We start from the raw sequence: 18063 nt of genomic DNA, 5'->3' as shown, positions 1-18063 counted from the left end.
TAGCCCATCACATCTTGATGGGCTTTTTTATTGCTTAATCCTGGGCAAAATCGATGGTGACTTCTCTACCATCGTCATTGTCAATCGTATGATAAGACCAGTCATACTGCTGAATAATTCGATTGGTTAATTCAAGACCTAAACCAAAACCTAATTCCTCCGGCTGTTCACCGACCTCGGAATTACGGTTAATGATCGTCACCCTTGTCCCAGACTGCACAATCGAAACTTGCCCTACGAGCGTATGCTGATAAGCGTTACGGATCAGGTTACTAATAACGATTCGACATAAGGTTGAGGGCAGAGGATACGTCGATTCTTGCACATCAATTTCGACCTCAACCGGTTTATCTCGCAGTAAATAACGTAAATCACGACTGATACTGTCAATCATCAAGGCTAAATTCACCGGAGTGACAGGTAAGTCGCGCTGATCACACCGATTTAACCATAATAACGTTTCACATAAATCTGTCATTGTGACCCCAGCGCGTAATATTCTTCGCATTACTTGGGCTTGCTTTTCATACAGTGCAGGGTTGTCGGTTTTACTAATGAGTTTATCCATCAGTTCGGCATTACTGCGCACCACTGCAATGGGCGTTCGTAACTCATGGCTCGCACTCGCCAAAAATCGCTGCTCGCGAGTCAACATAGCTTGAGTCGATGAAATACTCTCTTTGATAATCGCTGCGATACGATTGAGCTCATGAAATTGAAAATCCGGTATCGGCTGCTTGAGTTGTTCGGTCGTTAGCGTTTGCGCCCACTCAAACAATCTTTCTTGTGGCCTAGCAGTGTGACGAAATAAAAAGAACAAACCAAAGCCAAACACAAACAATGCGACCAACGCATAAATGATCAAATTTACGCCGTAACCGTTACCTGCTTGATGTATTTCATTGTGAATCGGATCGGTGGCAAGATTATTAAAAATGCGTGAAATATAAACTGTTTGACCTCCTTCCCTATCATAACGCATAAGAAAGTAGGCCTTGAGCGGCGGAGTTAACCAGCCGTCGTGGACCATTTTTTTTTCAAATTGAAGGTGTTCTGTTGGACGTGAAAACTGATGTTTGATCGGCTGTTGTACATCCTGCCAGCGCGTCGCTACTTGGTAGCCTAATAGCTCTTTGGGCTTGCCATCACTGGTATCAACGTGGCGTACAACACCTAACATCGAATAGCGTAAGCTAATATCCATTCCTGAAACAAAGTAATTTGCAGCCAGAGTAGAAAAACTCACGACGGTAATCGTAGCAATCGCCATAATGGCGCAAAAGAAGTAAAACTTAAAACTGCGGCGTATCTTTATCATCACAAGCTCATTGTTTTAGACAGAAACCATAACCAGGTACGGTATGAATCAGTGGGTTTAAGCCTGATTTATCAACGTGCTTACGAATATTAAAAATATGCACTTTCAAGCTATTGCTATCTGGCTGTTCATCCCCCCACACGGCTTGTGCAATTTTCTCTCGTGATACCGCTTGTGGGTATTCACGCATTAATACTTCAAGAATCTGCAATGAGATGGGCGAGAGTTTCACCGTCTTTCCTGCGCGTTTAACTTCACGATGGGTTAAGTCTAATTCTAAATCCGCCACAACCAATTTGGAGATTTGGCCACTACGTCGCTTTGAAAGTGCTTTCAAGCGAACAATCAACTCTTCGGTGGCAAATGGCTTCACTAAGTAGTCATCGGCTCCGTGACTAAACCCTTGTAATTTATCATCAAGTGTATCGCAAGCCGTTAACATCAATACGGGCGTCGCGACCCCTTGGGCCCGAATACGCTGACAGACGGCGAGCCCTTTAATTTTAGGTAAGTTCAAATCTAATATAATGACGTCATAAGGATTTTTCGTTATTAAATTATAGCCAACTTGACCATCCGCGGCATAATCACATTCGATGTCTTCTAAAGACATATAGTCGATCAACGCCGTTGCTAAGTCCAAATCATCTTCGACTAACAAAGCTTTAAACATGACAATTACCATTGAGTTTAAGGTAAGAAAAGGACGACCTGAAGAGTCGTAGCATCTATCTAAGCTAAGGCTCATACTATGAAACCACAACCGAGAAATCAAAGTAACGAGTAATAGGTTAATGACGGGTTAATAGTGAATCATTCAGGTAAGTATCGGTGATCGGGCGATCACCGACAAGCAATCAAAAGGCAAATGTCCACATACTCAGGCTACTTAGCCCGACAACAAGAGTAATGATAAACACCCACCAGCGAATTGAGCGCGGCGGCTTTAGTTGACGCTCTCGCTCCGTTTGCTCTGAGGCGAGTACGTTATCAAATTCACCGAGAAATTCGGCTTTCTTCGCTTCAAGTTGTTCATTGGCTAAAGTGGCCTGCTCTGGGCTTCCGCACGGCACTTGCTTGGTGACAACCGATAGCTGCCCACTGTATGAATGCATATCATACTTGTATTTGTGTTTTGAAAAAGACGTAATATGGTGCTTCATTTGTAAAACGGCATTGGCACTGCAATCGTCGGCTAACATCAAAAGATGCTCTTTCGCATCATATTCTTCTTCAAAAAATCGGGTTTCAATAAACGCTTTCGTTTCAATTCGCCCTAACTTGGGCTGATCCCGCTTACTCATAAAAAAATCGGTGAGCTGACGCTTAAAAAATACCTCGGAAATCGTCACCTTCGTCGCATAATCCCCTTTCGGAGTTCGGATAGGCTCAAACTCAACCGGGATACCTTTAACAAGACGGCTTTCGTCCATCACATCCACAAGATGACGACTATTTAGAAAATAACTAATGCCATTGTCGCCAGCAATAAATCCATAACGCTTGCCAGCCCAATAAGAAACCACTTGACCTTTCACTCTATTAGCCTGCTTTTATTTCTGGAAAGTACTAATGACACATGAGTATGTGATGGGCGTTAATTATGCCTATCTAACGACCGATAAAAAAGAAAAAAAAACGCTGATAAGCCATTGTGATTAAAAATTCTATGATTTTCGCTTAATCGATAATTTACTCATCAATATTTACGGTTTGATTGTCTGCTGATGGGGTCTAAAATCACCGATTGAAACCGGTTCCAAAAATAGGTTAGATCGCTTAATATAGATGCAGTATTCTATGTTCTATTAATCAATAGTGAGGCGCAGTATGTCACAAGGGTTTCCAAACGATTTTTTATGGGGTGGCGCAGTGGCTGCGCATCAAGTCGAAGGTGGGTGGGACCAAGATGGCAAAGGTCCTAGTATTGTCGATGTATTAACGAAAGGTGCTCATGGCGTTCCCCGAGTCATAACCAACCAAGTCGATAGCGAGTTATTTTATCCAAACCACGATGCCGTCGATTTTTATCATCATTTTAAAGACGATGTCGCTTTATTTGCCGAGATGGGCTTCAAATGTTTCCGCACGTCGATTGCTTGGACTCGTATCTTCCCAAAAGGCGATGAAGACTCTCCAAATGAAGCAGGTTTGCAGTTTTACGATGATCTCTTTGATGAACTACTTAAACACGGTATTGAACCGGTGATTACCCTGTCGCACTTTGAAATGCCGCACCACTTGGTTAGTGAGTATGGGGGATGGGTAAATCGTCAAGTCATGGATTTCTTTGTCCATTTTTCACACGTTGTGTTGCAGCGCTACCAAAACAAAGTGAAATACTGGATTACCTTTAATGAAATCAATAATCAAGCAAATTGGCAAGCCCCCCTATTTGGTTACTGTAACTCAGGTATGATCTATAACGATCATCCACACCCAGAGCAGACTTTGTTCCAAGTGGCTCACCATCAATTTGTGGCTCATGCAAAAGTTGTCCAACTTGGTCATGACATTAATCCTGACATGCAAATTGGCAGCATGATTCATATGATGCCTTTATATCCTGCTTCGTGCCGCCCAGAAGATATGTTGAAAGCACAACAAATGATGCATACGAAGTACTTATTTAGTGATGTACAAGTCCGTGGTTATTACCCAGCCTACTTGTTAAAAGATTGGGAGCGTAAAGGAATTCACATCGATATGCAGCCTGAAGATGAGGCTATTCTGCGCCAAGGCTGCTCTGATTACCTGGCAATCAGCTATTACATGACGAATATCGTTTCAGAGCAGCCGCTTGAGTCAGATACCGCAAATCTCTTCGGTGACAGCTACCTCAACCCCCACTTACCCGCGTCTGACTGGGGCTGGCAAGTGGATCCACAGGGACTACGCTTTGCGTTATCAGAGCTCTATGAGCGCTACCAAAAGCCCATTTTTATTGTCGAGAATGGTTTAGGAGCCTACGATACGGTTAACGACGATGGCAGCATTGATGATGACTACCGTATAGATTATCTTGCGTCTCACATCAAAGAAATGAAGAATGCGGTCGAGTTGGATGGGGTCCCTGTGATGGGGTATACCCCGTGGGGCTGCCTCGATTGTGTCTCGTTTACGACTGGAGAATACCGTAAGCGTTATGGATTTATTTATGTAGACAAGCATGATGATGGGAGCGGTTCAATGGCTCGTTCACGTAAAAAAAGCTTCTACTGGTACCAAAATGTGATCTCTTCTAACGGTCAACAGGTGTAACCTTTAGCAGCAAATGTTCATGCAACCTTGGCTGTATCTGCTATTATTAGCCGTCCCAGTGAGGACGGCTTTTCTGTAAAGAGGCAATGTAATGGCAACCATTAACGATGTATGCAAAGTAACCGGCTTATCGAAAGCCACTGTGTCGCGTGTCATTAACGGTAGTGAGCAAGTAAAACCTGCCACTCGCAAGTTAGTAACTGCCGCGATGAAACAATTGAACTACCATCCGAGTAGTGTGGCGCAAGCATTAGCAACGAAAGTATCCAATACCATAGGGTTAATTCTGCCTGAATTTCAAAGTAACTATTTTGGTAACATTCTCTATCAAGCAGAACAATGTGTGCAAAAAGCCAATAAAAAGTTAGTCGTTGTGAATAGCAAGAAGCACTCTGAAGGGGAGCAAGACGCCGTACGGGCTTTAGCTTTTCAACGCTGTGACGCCATTTTGCTATATAGCCGCCATTTAACCAGCGATGAGTTAGTGGCACTCCAAGCGGAAGTCAACATTCCATTGATTGCGCTTAATCGCCAACTGACGTCCGATAAAATCATCAGTCTTGGACTCGAGCAAACTCAGTTAGCTCGGATTGCTATGGAGCATTTATTGGAGTTAGGCCACCGTAATATTGCCTGTATTACATCGCCTTTAAATAGTGAAACCGGCCGACGACGTCATCAGGTCTACCAAGATCTCCTCGCCCCTTACCACAGCGACATTCCTGAAAGCTGGACCGCAGAAGGTGATAATACCATTCAAACCGGTTATGACAGCACCGTGAAACTTTTACACGCTTCCACTCCCTTTACTGCCATCTTCGCTTGTAATGATGATATGGCATTAGGCGCGCTAAGAGCACTCCATGATGCCCAGTTAAAGGTGCCAGATGATGTGGCTGTGATAGGTATCGATAATGAACCAGCAGCTGGCTATTCCATTCCTAGCTTATCAACCGTCGCCTTACCCATCAGTGAATTAACTGATGCAGCAATGCAGCTTGCGATTAAGTACAGTAATAAAACAGAGGTCCCAATTACTCATCAAACCTATTTGGGTAAACTTATTGTCAGGGAATCTAGTTGTTAACAAAAAAATAACAAACTTATTTCTACATTAAAAATATTAATCAAAACAATTGTTTATTTTTCACCCTATTACCAATTCATGGTTATACATCTCGCATTTTGTTCGTATAGGGATTGATAGTTAATGTGATACTGCTTAGTCTTATCTCTCGCTCATGTATTATGCGCCTGCCTCCCCTTATTTAGGCCATTTTACATGAGCGAAACACAAAAAAAGCGCCCTTAAAAGGCGCTTTTTTTCAATATTTCATATTGCGAATTAACGTAACTCTGGATACTTACGAATTAACAACACCATAAGTAATAATGCGACGATGGCAAACCCCATCCCAGCAAAACCGATGTTATTAAGCGATGATATCTGAATGACTTGCGAACCGATTAATGCACCTGAACCAATGCCTAAATTAATGATCCCAGAGTACATAGATTGAATCATATCTGAGGCGTTGGGATCGATACTCAATACTTTCACTTGAATCGCTAGCGTCGCAACCATCAACGCCGTCCCCCAGAACATTACTGTCATCATTAATGACCAAGTATGATTCACCGCAAAGAGCATGCCGCCAGTACAAGCAATCATTAACACGAGTTGGCTCATAAGCAATGGGGTATTATGAGTTTCACCATAACGACTAAACAACATACTGCCGACAATTCCCGCGCCACCAAACAATAGCAGCAGAATTGTTGTGGTGCTCTTACTCACCATACCAATATCTTGGACGAAGGGTTCAATATAACTGTAAGTGGTGTAATGGGCAGTAAATAATAAGAAAATAAATGTATAAAGCCCCATCAGCTTACGATTACGCAATAGGCGCGGTAACGTTTTGCCTGAATCTTGCAACAAACTTGGCAGTGCAGGAAGTAAACGCCACAATAAAAGCATAATGACTAAGGCCACAAAACCAATGGCGGCAAACGTAATACGCCAACCGGCAAACTGTCCGATCATACGTCCAATCGGTACGCCCAAAATCATCGCAAGTGATGTTCCTGTTGCCAATGCACTGAGCGCTAGCGTTTTCTTGCCAGAAGGCGCGACTCGAATCGCAATAGAGGCGGTAATTGACCAGAACACCGCATGAGAAAACGCCACCCCAGCCCGACTCACAATCAATGTCGTAAAACTGCTCGCAAATGCTGACGCGATATGACTTAAAATAAACAGAGCGAATGTGCCTAATAATAACTTTTTACGCTCAATTCGACCTGTCGCCATCATCAGAGGTAATGACATCGTGGCAACGATCCAAGCATAAATGGTGAGCATCCACCCCGTATCAGCCGTACTCATACTAAAATCACGAGCTATATCAGAGAGTAACCCTACAGGAACAAACTCGGTGGTATTAAAAATAAACGCGCTAAATCCAATCATAAATACACGCATATATTGCGACTGACGTGATACTGCTGATTCGGTTGCGATGGTCTCTGTCATTATGCCTCTTACATTTAAGTCCAATAGTAATTAAAAATAACGTGACAATTGTGGCTTTTTTTTACTAAAAAAGATAGATAGATCACAAAAAAAATCGTTTTATTTTGAACTTTCCGCCCAAACAAAAAATCCCAACGTAATACGTCGGGATTTACTTTAGAACCGCGATATGACAAGCAGATTATTTCGCGAGTACGTTGTCCAATGCAGCGGTAATGATCGCATGATCAGGTGCCATATCCGGAGCAAAATGCCCGACGACGTCACCCTCTTTGTTAATGAGGAATTTCTCAAAGTTCCAAAGAATATTCCCTTCTGGCGCCTCAATACCTAAGCTTTGCAGCTTTTCGACAAAGCCACTGTCTGGCGCAGTCGTACGTTCTGGCATTGCTTGAAAGAGCGCTTGGTAAAGCGGATGACGATTCTCACCATTCACGTCGATTTTACTAAACATTGGAAATGTCACACCAAAGCGGCTAGTACAAAACGATTGAATGTCTTTTTCTTCACCCGGCTCTTGCGCACCAAACTGGTTACAAGGGAAACCTAGAATGACTAAGCCTTCGTCTTTTCGCGCTTGATATAAAGCTTCTAAAGCCTCATATTGTGGCGTGAGGCCACATTCAGACGCAACGTTAACAATCAGTAATGCATTGCCCGCATAATCACTCATTTTCTGTGTTTTGCCATCAATAGTGACGACATCAATATCGTAAATAGAACTCATATTACTTTCCTTATAATCATGATAAGTAACTGAAACTAATAAGCTTCAATAATAACATCACAAGCTAGCGCACAATATGATTGTGCACAATCACGCTCAATGAAAAACGCGAGATGCAGCAATCTACAGTACACGTACTGTATAGAAAACGACACGATTAATACACATATATTCGCTATATTGCGCAGGCTCTCTGAGTTCTTACAAAAGGAATGCCTTGACCATCATAGGAGACATCAGCAGTGACACCATACACGTTTTTAATAAGCTCAGGCGTTAATACGCGATCGGGGCGACCACTACTCACTACTTGCCCATCTTTTAGCACTAATAAATTATCAGCATATTGAGACGCTAAATTGAGATCATGCAACACCATGACTGACGTCCAGTGAGTCTCGCGAGTTTTACGTACTAAATGCTCCAACATGACTTGTTGAAAATGTAAATCTAATGCACTAACAGGTTCATCAAGCATTAAAAATTCAGGACGTCGTAATATCGCTTGCGCAAACAGGACCATTTGGCATTGACCGCCACTTAATGTTCTCACATCACGGTTGGCTAAATGGGCGAGCCCGATGTCATCTAATGCTTGCACCGCTTCTGTTAACATCTTGTCGTCTATGCGCCAACTTAATGCATCTAAACGCCCCAACAACACAACTTCGACCACACTTAGACTCACATCTAAACGAATATCTTGTGGCATATAACCAATACGCTCGCGCCATACCGATAATTGTGTGTCATCAAAACGGTGTTGATTAAATACAATCTCGCCACTTTGCGTAGTAATGTCGCCAAACAAGGTTTTAAGTAGCGTGCTTTTTCCTGTGCCATTCGGACCAATAATAACGTTTATGTCCCCTGGCTTTAAAGAAAAACTCATATCATCTGCAAGGGTCAGATCACCCAATTTTACATTTAGACCATGAACCTGAAGCATTTATCGTCTCCCTGCAATAATCAGCCAGAAAAAGAACGGGACACCAATGATGGCGGTAACAATACCAATCGGAAAGAGTGCGCCAGGTACAATCATTTTCGATAATACAGAAGCACTCGACAATAAAAACCCACCCACAACAAAAGACAATGGTAAGAAGAAACGTTGATCTTCACCAACCATCATTCGTGCAATATTCGGCGCGACAATACCAATAAATCCGATAATCCCAACAAAACTCGTGACCGTTGCCGTCATTAACGCCACTAAAAACAAGATTTTTAAACGCAATTTAGTCACATCAACACCAAGGCTTTTAGCGCGCTCTTCTCCTAAACGTAATGCGGTGAGCTTCCACGAATCACGCATCAAAAAAACACAGCATGTGAGCACAACCAACGACACTAATGCAACATTGCTCCAAGACGCTTTTGCTAAACTACCAAACAACCAAAACAAAATTTGCTGGCTAAGTTCTGGGGAGGCGACAAATTGCACTAAAGACAATAGAGATTGGAAAAGAAAGAGTAATGAGATACCCGCTAAAATAAGCTGGCCGGAACTAATATGGCGCATTCGAGCCAGTGAAAACAGAAAGCATGCTGACAACATACACCAGATGAACGCACCAATAGGAATTGCATACTGACTTTCCAACCCTAGCGAGCCAATATACAACATTAGTGCAGCACCGAAACCTGCTGCCGCCGCCATACCTAGGGTATAAGGACTTGCCATAGGGTTATTAAGAAGCGTTTGCATTTCGGCGCCACCGACTCCAAGACTTCCTCCGACAACAACGGCCATAATCGCTATGGGCATACGTAAATTAGAGACTATAATATAAGTAGTGGAATCAACATTGACTGAAAAGCCTAAGGTATTGGCTACCGCATAAAGAACTTGACTGACATTGAGCATGGAAGGTCCAGTCACAATATCGCCAATAAAAGATAGGCATAATAACGTCCCTATCAAAATGATGGCGCGCCAGCGTTTCTTTTCGCTCGCACGTTGTGCTTCTATCGCGGCACACATGGCAGATGATTGCATAATTTACCTTAACTACGACTGAATGTTGGTAATTTCACACTGTATATAAAATTAACAGCTAAACCCGAATTAATAAGTTGCGTCATTATACACAAATAAATATGATAATCATTACTATTAACCTATACTAAAAGACTATCCAATGAAAAAACTGTTTCTCCTACTTTTTCTCTTTGTTTCTATGCCCAGCTTGGCAAAAACCGAAACGATCACCGATGTATTAGGACGCCACGTTACGCTTGACCTACCAGCCAAACGCGTCGTTATTGGTTTTTATGGCGAAGATTACATGGCAATTGGTGGCGAAAAATCATTTGACCATGTCGTTGGAATGTCGAAAGATATTTGGCAAAAGTGGCGCCCAAAAAACTGGGCAATGTATGTCAAAAAACGCCCATCAATGGCGACATTAGCAGAAGTAGGTAATGTCAGTACACAAACGTTTTCCATAGAAAAAGTACTGAGCCTACGTCCAGATGTGGTTATGCTGGCTAAATGGCAATATTCGGCTCTACAAGATCAACTTTATCGGTTAGAAGATGCAGGTATTCATATCGTCGTGGTTGATTACAATGCGCAAACCATTAAAACGCATGTAGAAAGCACAAAAATCATCGGTAAATTGACAGGCCAAACTAAGCGTGCTGACAAAATCGCCAGTGATTATAAGCACGATGTCGAGCTGGTTCTTAATCGCTTGAAAAAATCCAACCTACCAAAACCTAAAATTTACATGGAATATGGTTTCACCGGACCGCAAGAATATGGCTATACGTTTGGTGAAAATATGTGGGGTAAAATCGCCATGATGTCAGGCGGTGATAACATCTCAGCACCCTACATTAAAAACTGGGGACATTTAAATCCAGAGCAAGTACTCGCAGCTAAACCAGATGTGGTAATTTTAAGTGGTACAGAGTTTGGTAAAAATGATCAATCTGTACTCATGGGTGAAGGTATTTCTCGAGAAGTTGCACGCAAGCGTCTCGAAGGTTATAAACAACGTATGGGATGGTCAACTTTACCTGCTGTGAAAAACGACCGTATTTATGGTGTTTATCATTACGCATCTCGTTCAATTATGGATGCGTGCATGTTCCAATTTATAGCCAAAGCGCTCTATCCAAGCCTGTTTTCAGATTTAAATCCTGAAAAAAAATACTTAGATTTTTATAAAAAATACTTACCCGTTTCGCCGACAGGCACATTTGCAGTATCACTCAAAAAATAGTGCGTGTGCAGTGTGAATACCAATACAAAAGGCCTCAGTACTGAGGCCTTTTTATATGGTGTGTTTATACCAAGCGCTACATGGATTCTATGCTCACACCCAACCTTGCTTCCATTGTTCAGTATTTTTAAGTTCTCGCCAATCAATGGTATATTCTTGCTTAGACATAATCGCTTCTAGTACGCAATCGATCACTTTTCCGTCTTCATCATATTCAACTGCCGTAACTAAAAAATGCTTTTCTTTATTCTTAGGAATGACAGCGGTCCATTTACTCTGGCGTAATTTAGATGGGTGTATCGGATTCACTTTTCTTTTCCTTTTATTGTGCCATATCAGTCGCTAATCGATGACGATGCCATAAGGTCGTTAATTGACTCGCGGCAGTATACGGATTAGCAGCTGCGGTCACAGCAGAGACCACAAAAAATCCATCGACTCCTGTGTCAGCTAAAGCTGGGATGTCATCACTCTTGACACCACCGCCAACAACAACCGGAATAGGACTTATTGATGCTAGCACTTTAATATCTGCAAAGCTACGCGTCACCACTTGCCCATTATCATCGACCCCACAGTCTGGTTTGGTCTCTGTTTCATGTAGCGGGCCTGCGCCAAAATAGTCGATATCACTCACATCGGTCTCTTGAACATAGTCAGACAATGCTTGTGTTCGCGCCGATAACCCAATAATCGCATCGGGTCCTAAATAGTGTCGGCAAACCTCAACCGGAATGTCTGATTGCCCAACATGAATACCATCCACCTTAATACCTTGCTGGCGAGCCGCTAAAACCACATCCAGGCGGTCATCCACCAGCAATGCTACTGTGTTTGATTTTTCCGCCAACGCTATCACTTCAGACACCTGACGCGTCAATGTGATTAATTCTCTTGCTGACGCGTTTTTTGAGCGAATTTGCACACACGTAAACCCAGCAGAGAGCGCTTGTGCAACGATGTCAGCGACGGGCCGACCTAAGGTATTTTCAGGCCCAACAACTAAATAGGCAGAAAGATCTAACTTAGTTCTCATCCTCAATTTCCTTGCTGATTTAAAATGCGGTTCACACTGTCAACTTTGCGCGTCATGGTGTTAGTACGGCCAGGACGAATATCGGCTTTTAGGACTACCTCAGTGCGAATCCCCTGCTCCGCTAATACATAGGTCGCCTCTTTCACGGTTTTCATCACGTCATCCCAAGGGCCTTCTATTTCAGTAAACATGGAGTTCATTTGATAAGGCAGGCCTGAATCACCAATCACTTTAATGACTTTTGCAACATGCTCGGCAAGTTCATCACCTGTGCCAAAAGGAGCAATTGCGACTGAGATTAATGTATTCATTATGCTAACACCTCTAGTGTAAATGGTTGGCTTGCAACCTCTTGTGCGGTCGCCCGGTATAAATGATCGAGAAAATGCTCTTGAAAACTCGCAGGGCCATAAGCGGTTTCTTCGGCACGCTGCCCTGCTAAATTATAAATAGCCGCACCAGTTAATGCAGCAATAAAAGGGGGAGCGGATGTCGCATACACAGCCATAACACCGCCTAAAGAACATCCTGCACCAGTAATTTTATTCATAAAATGAGACCCGCCTGATGAATAAGCAAGATAATACCCATCAGTAATAAGATCTCGTTCTCCGGAAACCGCCACCGCGCCATTTGTCCATTTAGCGATGGCAATCGCCGCCGCTCTCGCATCATCAACAGCATCTTGCGCATCGACGCCACGAACATTAGATTGATTGTTGCCAGCATCCAATCCCCAAAGATTGGCTAAAGCGATAACCTCTGACGCATTACCGCGAATAATACTGGGTTTATAAGCTTTGAAATCTGTCAATATTTGTGTGCGTAGTCCACCAATTCCGATACCAACGGGATCGATCACCCAAGGTTTATTCGATACCGATAGTTCGTGTGCCATTTGAGGAAGGGTATCAACGTAGAAGGGTTCGAACGTCCCAAAGTTAATATAAGATGCGCCCCCCGCTTTAGCGATAGCCACCGCTTCATCCGCTAAATAGACCATGGCAGCAGAGCCCCCGACGGCTAGCTGAGCGTTAGCTACAAAATTCATCGTCACTGAGTTCGTCACAGACCCTGCCATTGGGTTAGTCTGCCTTACCACTTCAACGGTATCCACTATACGTGTTTGAAGTGTGAGAGTTACATCCATTTCCCTTCTCCTTGTTACTCTTATATGAGACACAAATAAAATTTATCGACTAAAAGCAATCATACTCGCCTTAATATTTATAACAAATTTAATAAAAATTTATCTTTCATATTAATCATTTACCACCAGAATAAGTCAGGTTATATCACTAAATTTGTTATCAATAATCATCACACGCTGCTTTGGCATCGCGTTTCTGCACCTTTAAAAACGCGTCTATGCCCGTGCTGACTCACTCGCTATCGCTCCCCTCGTGCTTTACTTAATGATGAATGTGTATACACCGAGAATATGAAGAACTATTTCGCGAGATTTTAGTCATAATATAAAGCAGTTAGACGAAAAAATAAGCGGTTTAGGCAGTTATTTTGCTCTCAGCTGCTACGCTTTAATTAGCCCGTACTCTTAATAGGAGAAGGAAACATGAGTTATCAACATATTCTCGTTGCGGTAGATTTATCGGATGCGAGTCATAAACTGATAGAGAAAGCCATTGCGCAAGCTAAACCAACCAATAGTCAGTTGTCGATCGTATTTGTCGATGAAGAACACATCGTTAAAGACTCTCAGGAAGAAAAACGTTTCACTCAGAAATTACAGAGTCTAGCGGAATCCTGCGATTACCCCATAACCGAAACCTTGATCGTCATGGGCGATTTGCATATGAAAGTGGCAGGATTAGTTGAAAATAAAGAGTTTGATTTGGTGGTGTTTGGCCATCATCATAATTTAATAAGCCGTATGTTTAGCTCGGCGCCTAAATTGGTTAATAATGTGAATGCCGATTTATTAGTTGTCTACCTTGATGACTGATATTGACTAGCACCACAAGAGCTCATCAATAACGCCACTGAGACAGTGGCGTTATTAATCGCAGTCTTTACTTTGTATTTTCAGCTAAAAAATCCATGAAAGTATGCCAAGACTGCTGATCGGCTTGCTCATGATAGTTTTGGGTCCCAAACACAGTAAACGCGTGCGGCGCTCCGCCGTAAGTAATGATTTCATGCGGAACATGATGGGATTCAAGTTGCACCGCTAAATCATCAACATCACTCATCGGCACCACGTCATCTTCTATACCATGAAAAATTAAGATGGGCGCTTGGGTTAGCGCATAATCTTGCCCCTCGGGAGTGGCTAATGCGCCATGGAAAGAAACAAAGCCTCGCGCATCCATTCCCGCGCGAGCAGACTCCAACACCGCCGCGCCGCCGAAGCAGTACCCCATCAGAATCATATTGCTAAGGTCTCCACCCGATTCTTGTGCCGCTCTTTTGCCTGCATCCATCAACAAGCGCAGTTTGTCGCGATTGCCGAGCAAAGTATTCATATGTTGAATTTTATCTTCGACCTCTGTCGGGTGTACGCCCTGTCCAAATAAATCGACAGCAAATACATTATAACCTAACTCACTCAGCATAGTTGCTCTGGTTTTTTCATACTCAGTCAATCCTCCCCAAGCATGTGCCAGCAGAACTAGCGGAGCAGTATCAGCAGCCTTACTCCAGAATCCTTCATAAAGGATACCATCGACTTCATATACCACATTTGCGGTATTTGGCTTGGTGTCTTTGTCTGTAGGCATAACAACAATCCTGTTAGTTAATTAATGTGGCAACAACCCTAACCTATTTCTATGACATTTTTCAAACCTAGACGCCCCACTGAATATTAATCTCATCCCTTTATTATTGGATGACGAGCTTTCATTAATCCCACCGACATTAAGATTAATACGACATACAAAGGCCACCCAGAGATTAACGTGTACATGACTAATTGTTGTTGGGAAAAATGTGAATAGTTCACAAACATTAGACTTTTCAACAGATAACCACACAACCAAATTCCATTCACATATTGCCACTTTTTAAGACTAGGTGAACCAACCGTTAACCGTTGGTGCTGTAAACTTGGCATGGAGGCTTCTGCCACTAGCATAGGAATAGGCTTTCTTAATACCGCAAAAACCAAAAACACACAGGCTGTACTCAATGAACTGAGTAACACTTTATACTGTACAGCTTGGGTGGCTTCGCTTTTTGGTAACACGGTAATGATGACCAACTCAACCAATCCTGATAGTGCAAATGCCAATGATATCAACCCCAACTGGCGGCTAATTAACATCAAGGTGATGCCGTAGATTGATGACGCGCCAATAGCATACGTAAGGCCATACTCATGATATAAGGCAAAATACAATAGAGATGGTAACAACACCATCAAGATAGACTCTTTACTACTCACCAAACGATAAACAATCTTTAACACCATGCTCTCCTAAATTTGTCCTCACAACACACCACTATCCGTCACGCGTCACTCTCGCTTGGCGTACATTGTCTAATTACCGCTTAATTGGCGACATAACGTCACTTGGTTCTTGCCGTGACTTTTGGCCTGATACATGGCTGCATCGGCACGGTTTAACGCATCGTTTTCATGATTATCCGTGGATAAAAACGCGCTAATCCCCATACTGACTGTCACCTTATACTCTAGGCAAGACTCTAAATGACACACAGATTGCATGATTAATTGCCGTAAACGTTCCGTTAATATCTGCGCTTTGGCAATGCTCGTCTCTGGAAAAATAATCACAAACTCTTCGCCGCCAACACGACCGATAACATCACCTTCTCGGATATTATTGGCAAGCAGCTTCGCTACATGATGTAATACTTGATCCCCACTTAAATGCCCATAGCTATCATTACACTGTTTAAAATTATCGATATCAATCATGACAATCCCAGCATTGCCATGCTTGCTTAAAAACGTCGTATAGGTTGTATGGAGGTGAGATAATATGGTTCGGCGGTTATACACTTCAGTCAATTCATCATACGTCATGACGTGCTGAATCTGCTTTTCCATCAACACATGTTTGGTAATATCTCGTGTCCACCACAAAATGTATTGTTCATCAGAGTGCGATAAGACAATAGGGATAATACGCGCTTCATACCAGAACACCTCATCTTGATGCTCTAAATCACAAATCGTCTGCATATCCGCGACTGTGATTGAATAAGTCAGCTTTTGTATACTGTTGGCTTGGCGAACTTTTTCTAACGTTGCTGCGATTTTTTCACTAAACGCCGGCGAGTATAACTCTTGATAATGTTTGCCAATCATTGCCTGATAATCAAGATGATAAGTACGATCCGTTCCTGGAAAGACATCCACGATGACTCCTGAAATCGTTGCAAAAAAAACTTGATCAGGAGAGTGTTTGATCATCTCTTTAAGCTGTTCTAGCTCATCAAATGGCATGCTGCAGCGGTTCACATTATCAATCCTATCTCACTAATAGACCGTATTCATACTAATAAATAGATGAACTTATTAACTTCATTGATGCCTTTCAATCGGCGAATTATTGTTATATTTTGACGGTCTTAACGCCAAACTATCGAGTATATCGTATTCATTATACGTATTCCATTCCATAAACTAGCATAATACGGCATACAGAGTAAGGCTAATTGTTAACCACTTCTCTTTTGACATTGAGCTTTTATAAACCCCATATAACCTAATAATACAGCCCACTTCTCAATCTAGGGCAAAAAAAATCCTCTTGCTATAAACAAGAGGATTGCTTTTCGATAAACGACAGACAAGATTTACTGATTAGATTTACGTTGTTGTTCTTTAAACTTCAGTTTGTCTAAACGGCGTTGCTCGATGATTTTATCGGCATCACCGCCAATATGATCTTCACCACGCTGGCGAGCCAGTTGCACTTGCTTTTCACGCTCACGAAAACGCGCTTTTTGTTCTTCTGTATGCTTATCAACACACTTAGGGCAGCTCACACCTTGCTCGAAAGCCTCTGAAGCCATATCTTCTTGCGTAATCGGCATGCGGCAGGCATTGCACATGTCATATTCACTTTTTTCTAAATCGTGATTGACCGCGACACGACCATCAAATACATAACAATCCCCTTCCCATAAACTTTCTTCTTGAGGCACTTCTTCTAAGTATTTCAAAATACCACCTTCAAGATGATAAACCTCATCGAAGCCTTGTTCTTTTAAATACGCGGTTGATTTTTCGCAACGAATTCCACCGGTACAGAACATGGCGACTTTTTTGTGCTTCTCTGGATCGAGGTTTTCTGAAACATAATCAGGTAATTCACGGAACGTATCGGTTTTCGGGTTAACCGCGTGTTTAAATGTACCAATCTCAATTTCGTAGTCGTTACGTGTGTCAATCACCAAGACTTCAGGATCAGAGATCACATCGTTCCATTCAGTCGGTTTCACATACGTTCCGACCACATGACGAGGGTCAATACCTTCGACGCCTAACGTCACAATTTCTTTTTTCAGTTTGACTTTCGTACGCTGAAAAGGTTGCTCAGTATCAAACGATTCTTTATACACAATATCAGCAAGGCGAGCATCTTGTTTAAACCATGCAAGAAGCGCATCAATGCCTTCACGAGTGGCTGCGACTGTACCATTAATACCTTCGCTGGCCAGCAGTAATGTGCCTCGTATCTCATGTTGTTCCATGATTGACGTTAGCGGCTCACGAAGCTCAACATAGTTTTCAAGGCGTACAAATTTGTACAAGGCGCATACAACGTATTCTGTCATGTTATTTCCTATTAGCGGGCTGGAGCGTAAATCCAGAGCTCAATTTAAATTCGCGGCGAAGCATAGCGTAAGTTTGCACAATTAAACACAGACAAAAAACAGGGTTAATAATGTAGCAGCGACATAATTAGCTGATAGAAAAGTAAAAAGTGCTAACAAGAAGCCTCAATAATTTTGCGATAG

At 42.5% G+C, this 18063-nt stretch carries 19 protein-coding genes; 4 read left to right on the top strand and 15 right to left on the bottom strand.

What is annotated here, in order from left to right; all coding sequences use genetic code 11:
- Positions 1-34: 34 nt before the first annotated feature.
- The 3 genes from OCU30_RS05185 to OCU30_RS05175 all read right to left on the bottom strand — a co-directional run bounded on the left by OCU30_RS05185 (position 35) and on the right by OCU30_RS05175 (position 2856).
- Positions 35-1318 carry a sensor histidine kinase gene (locus tag OCU30_RS05185; protein WP_235861830.1) on the bottom strand — a complete coding sequence of 428 codons (1284 nt, stop codon included), beginning with the start codon at positions 1316-1318 and terminating at the stop codon, positions 35-37.
- 7 nt (positions 1319-1325) lie between these two features.
- Positions 1326-1991 (bottom strand): response regulator transcription factor, encoded by a 666-nt coding sequence (locus OCU30_RS05180; RefSeq protein ID WP_077313370.1) that lies wholly within the window; start codon positions 1989-1991, stop codon positions 1326-1328.
- 184 nt (positions 1992-2175) lie between these two features.
- On the bottom strand, positions 2176-2856 hold the full coding sequence (locus tag OCU30_RS05175; RefSeq protein WP_077313371.1) for a cold-shock protein: 681 nt from the start codon (positions 2854-2856) through the stop codon (positions 2176-2178).
- A 292-nt stretch (positions 2857-3148) separates the two neighbouring features.
- Between OCU30_RS05175 and OCU30_RS05170 the strand changes: the two genes are divergently transcribed.
- Positions 3149-4579 carry a 6-phospho-beta-glucosidase gene (locus tag OCU30_RS05170; protein WP_077313373.1) on the top strand — a complete coding sequence of 477 codons (1431 nt, stop codon included), beginning with the start codon at positions 3149-3151 and terminating at the stop codon, positions 4577-4579.
- A gap of 91 nt (positions 4580-4670) precedes the next feature.
- Positions 4671-5666 (top strand): LacI family DNA-binding transcriptional regulator, encoded by a 996-nt coding sequence (locus OCU30_RS05165; RefSeq protein WP_077313375.1) that lies wholly within the window; start codon positions 4671-4673, stop codon positions 5664-5666.
- 258 nt (positions 5667-5924) lie between these two features.
- On the opposite strand, the gene OCU30_RS05160 is transcribed toward OCU30_RS05165, so the two are convergent.
- The 4 genes from OCU30_RS05160 to OCU30_RS05145 all read right to left on the bottom strand — a co-directional run bounded on the left by OCU30_RS05160 (position 5925) and on the right by OCU30_RS05145 (position 9844).
- Positions 5925-7115 carry a sugar transporter gene (locus OCU30_RS05160; RefSeq protein ID WP_077313377.1) on the bottom strand — a complete coding sequence of 397 codons (1191 nt, stop codon included), beginning with the start codon at positions 7113-7115 and terminating at the stop codon, positions 5925-5927.
- Between the two features lie 181 nt (positions 7116-7296).
- Positions 7297-7842, bottom strand: a complete 546-nt coding sequence (locus tag OCU30_RS05155) for a glutathione peroxidase (protein WP_077313379.1) — start codon at positions 7840-7842, stop codon at positions 7297-7299.
- Positions 7843-8017: 175 nt separating this feature from the next.
- Positions 8018-8791, bottom strand: coding sequence for an ABC transporter ATP-binding protein (locus OCU30_RS05150; RefSeq protein ID WP_077313381.1), 774 nt, complete (start codon positions 8789-8791; stop codon positions 8018-8020).
- Positions 8792-9844: a FecCD family ABC transporter permease gene (locus tag OCU30_RS05145; protein ID WP_077313384.1), complete on the bottom strand. Its 1053-nt coding sequence runs from the start codon at positions 9842-9844 to the stop codon at positions 8792-8794.
- 142 nt (positions 9845-9986) lie between these two features.
- Here OCU30_RS05145 and OCU30_RS05140 point away from each other — a divergent pair, with 142 nt between their 5' ends.
- Positions 9987-11075, top strand: coding sequence for an ABC transporter substrate-binding protein (locus tag OCU30_RS05140; protein ID WP_077313386.1), 1089 nt, complete (start codon positions 9987-9989; stop codon positions 11073-11075).
- Between the two features lie 93 nt (positions 11076-11168).
- On the opposite strand, the gene OCU30_RS05135 is transcribed toward OCU30_RS05140, so the two are convergent.
- From OCU30_RS05135 to thiM, 4 genes are read right to left on the bottom strand one after another with little or no spacing between them, the layout of a single operon-like run.
- On the bottom strand, positions 11169-11384 hold the full coding sequence (locus tag OCU30_RS05135; protein ID WP_077313389.1) for a TIGR02450 family Trp-rich protein: 216 nt from the start codon (positions 11382-11384) through the stop codon (positions 11169-11171).
- 13 nt (positions 11385-11397) lie between these two features.
- Complete coding sequence (locus tag OCU30_RS05130) at positions 11398-12111, bottom strand: thiamine phosphate synthase (RefSeq protein ID WP_205408777.1); 714 nt, start codon at positions 12109-12111, stop codon at positions 11398-11400.
- A 2-nt stretch (positions 12112-12113) separates the two neighbouring features.
- Complete coding sequence (locus tag OCU30_RS05125; protein WP_077313393.1) at positions 12114-12422, bottom strand: MTH1187 family thiamine-binding protein; 309 nt, start codon at positions 12420-12422, stop codon at positions 12114-12116.
- Positions 12422-13261: a hydroxyethylthiazole kinase gene (gene thiM, locus OCU30_RS05120; protein WP_077313395.1), complete on the bottom strand. Its 840-nt coding sequence runs from the start codon at positions 13259-13261 to the stop codon at positions 12422-12424. Before thiM ends, OCU30_RS05125 begins: the two co-directional genes overlap by 1 nt.
- 423 nt (positions 13262-13684) lie before the next feature.
- Between thiM and OCU30_RS05115 the strand changes: the two genes are divergently transcribed.
- Positions 13685-14074, top strand: a complete 390-nt coding sequence (locus OCU30_RS05115; RefSeq protein ID WP_077313397.1) for a universal stress protein — start codon at positions 13685-13687, stop codon at positions 14072-14074.
- 67 nt (positions 14075-14141) lie between these two features.
- On the opposite strand, the gene OCU30_RS05110 is transcribed toward OCU30_RS05115, so the two are convergent.
- From OCU30_RS05110 to trhO, 4 genes are all read right to left on the bottom strand, one after another.
- A complete protein-coding gene (locus OCU30_RS05110) occupies positions 14142-14849 on the bottom strand; it encodes a dienelactone hydrolase family protein (RefSeq protein ID WP_077313399.1) in 708 nt (235 codons plus the stop codon).
- A gap of 92 nt (positions 14850-14941) precedes the next feature.
- Positions 14942-15541, bottom strand: a complete 600-nt coding sequence (locus OCU30_RS05105; RefSeq protein WP_077313401.1) for a hypothetical protein — start codon at positions 15539-15541, stop codon at positions 14942-14944.
- A 69-nt stretch (positions 15542-15610) separates the two neighbouring features.
- The gene (locus OCU30_RS05100; protein ID WP_139343476.1) at positions 15611-16558 is read right to left on the bottom strand and encodes a sensor domain-containing diguanylate cyclase; all 948 of its coding nucleotides are present in this window, start codon (positions 16556-16558) and stop codon (positions 15611-15613) included.
- Between the two features lie 338 nt (positions 16559-16896).
- A complete protein-coding gene (trhO, locus tag OCU30_RS05095; RefSeq protein WP_077313405.1) occupies positions 16897-17880 on the bottom strand; it encodes an oxygen-dependent tRNA uridine(34) hydroxylase TrhO in 984 nt (327 codons plus the stop codon).
- Between the last annotated feature and the right edge of the window lie 183 nt (positions 17881-18063).

Origin of the sequence: Vibrio palustris (assembly GCF_024346995.1) — a bacterium.
Lineage (GTDB): Bacteria > Pseudomonadota > Gammaproteobacteria > Enterobacterales > Vibrionaceae > Vibrio > Vibrio palustris.
Note: the sequence above shows the minus strand (reverse complement) of the source record. Positions and strands in the feature narration are given on the sequence as shown.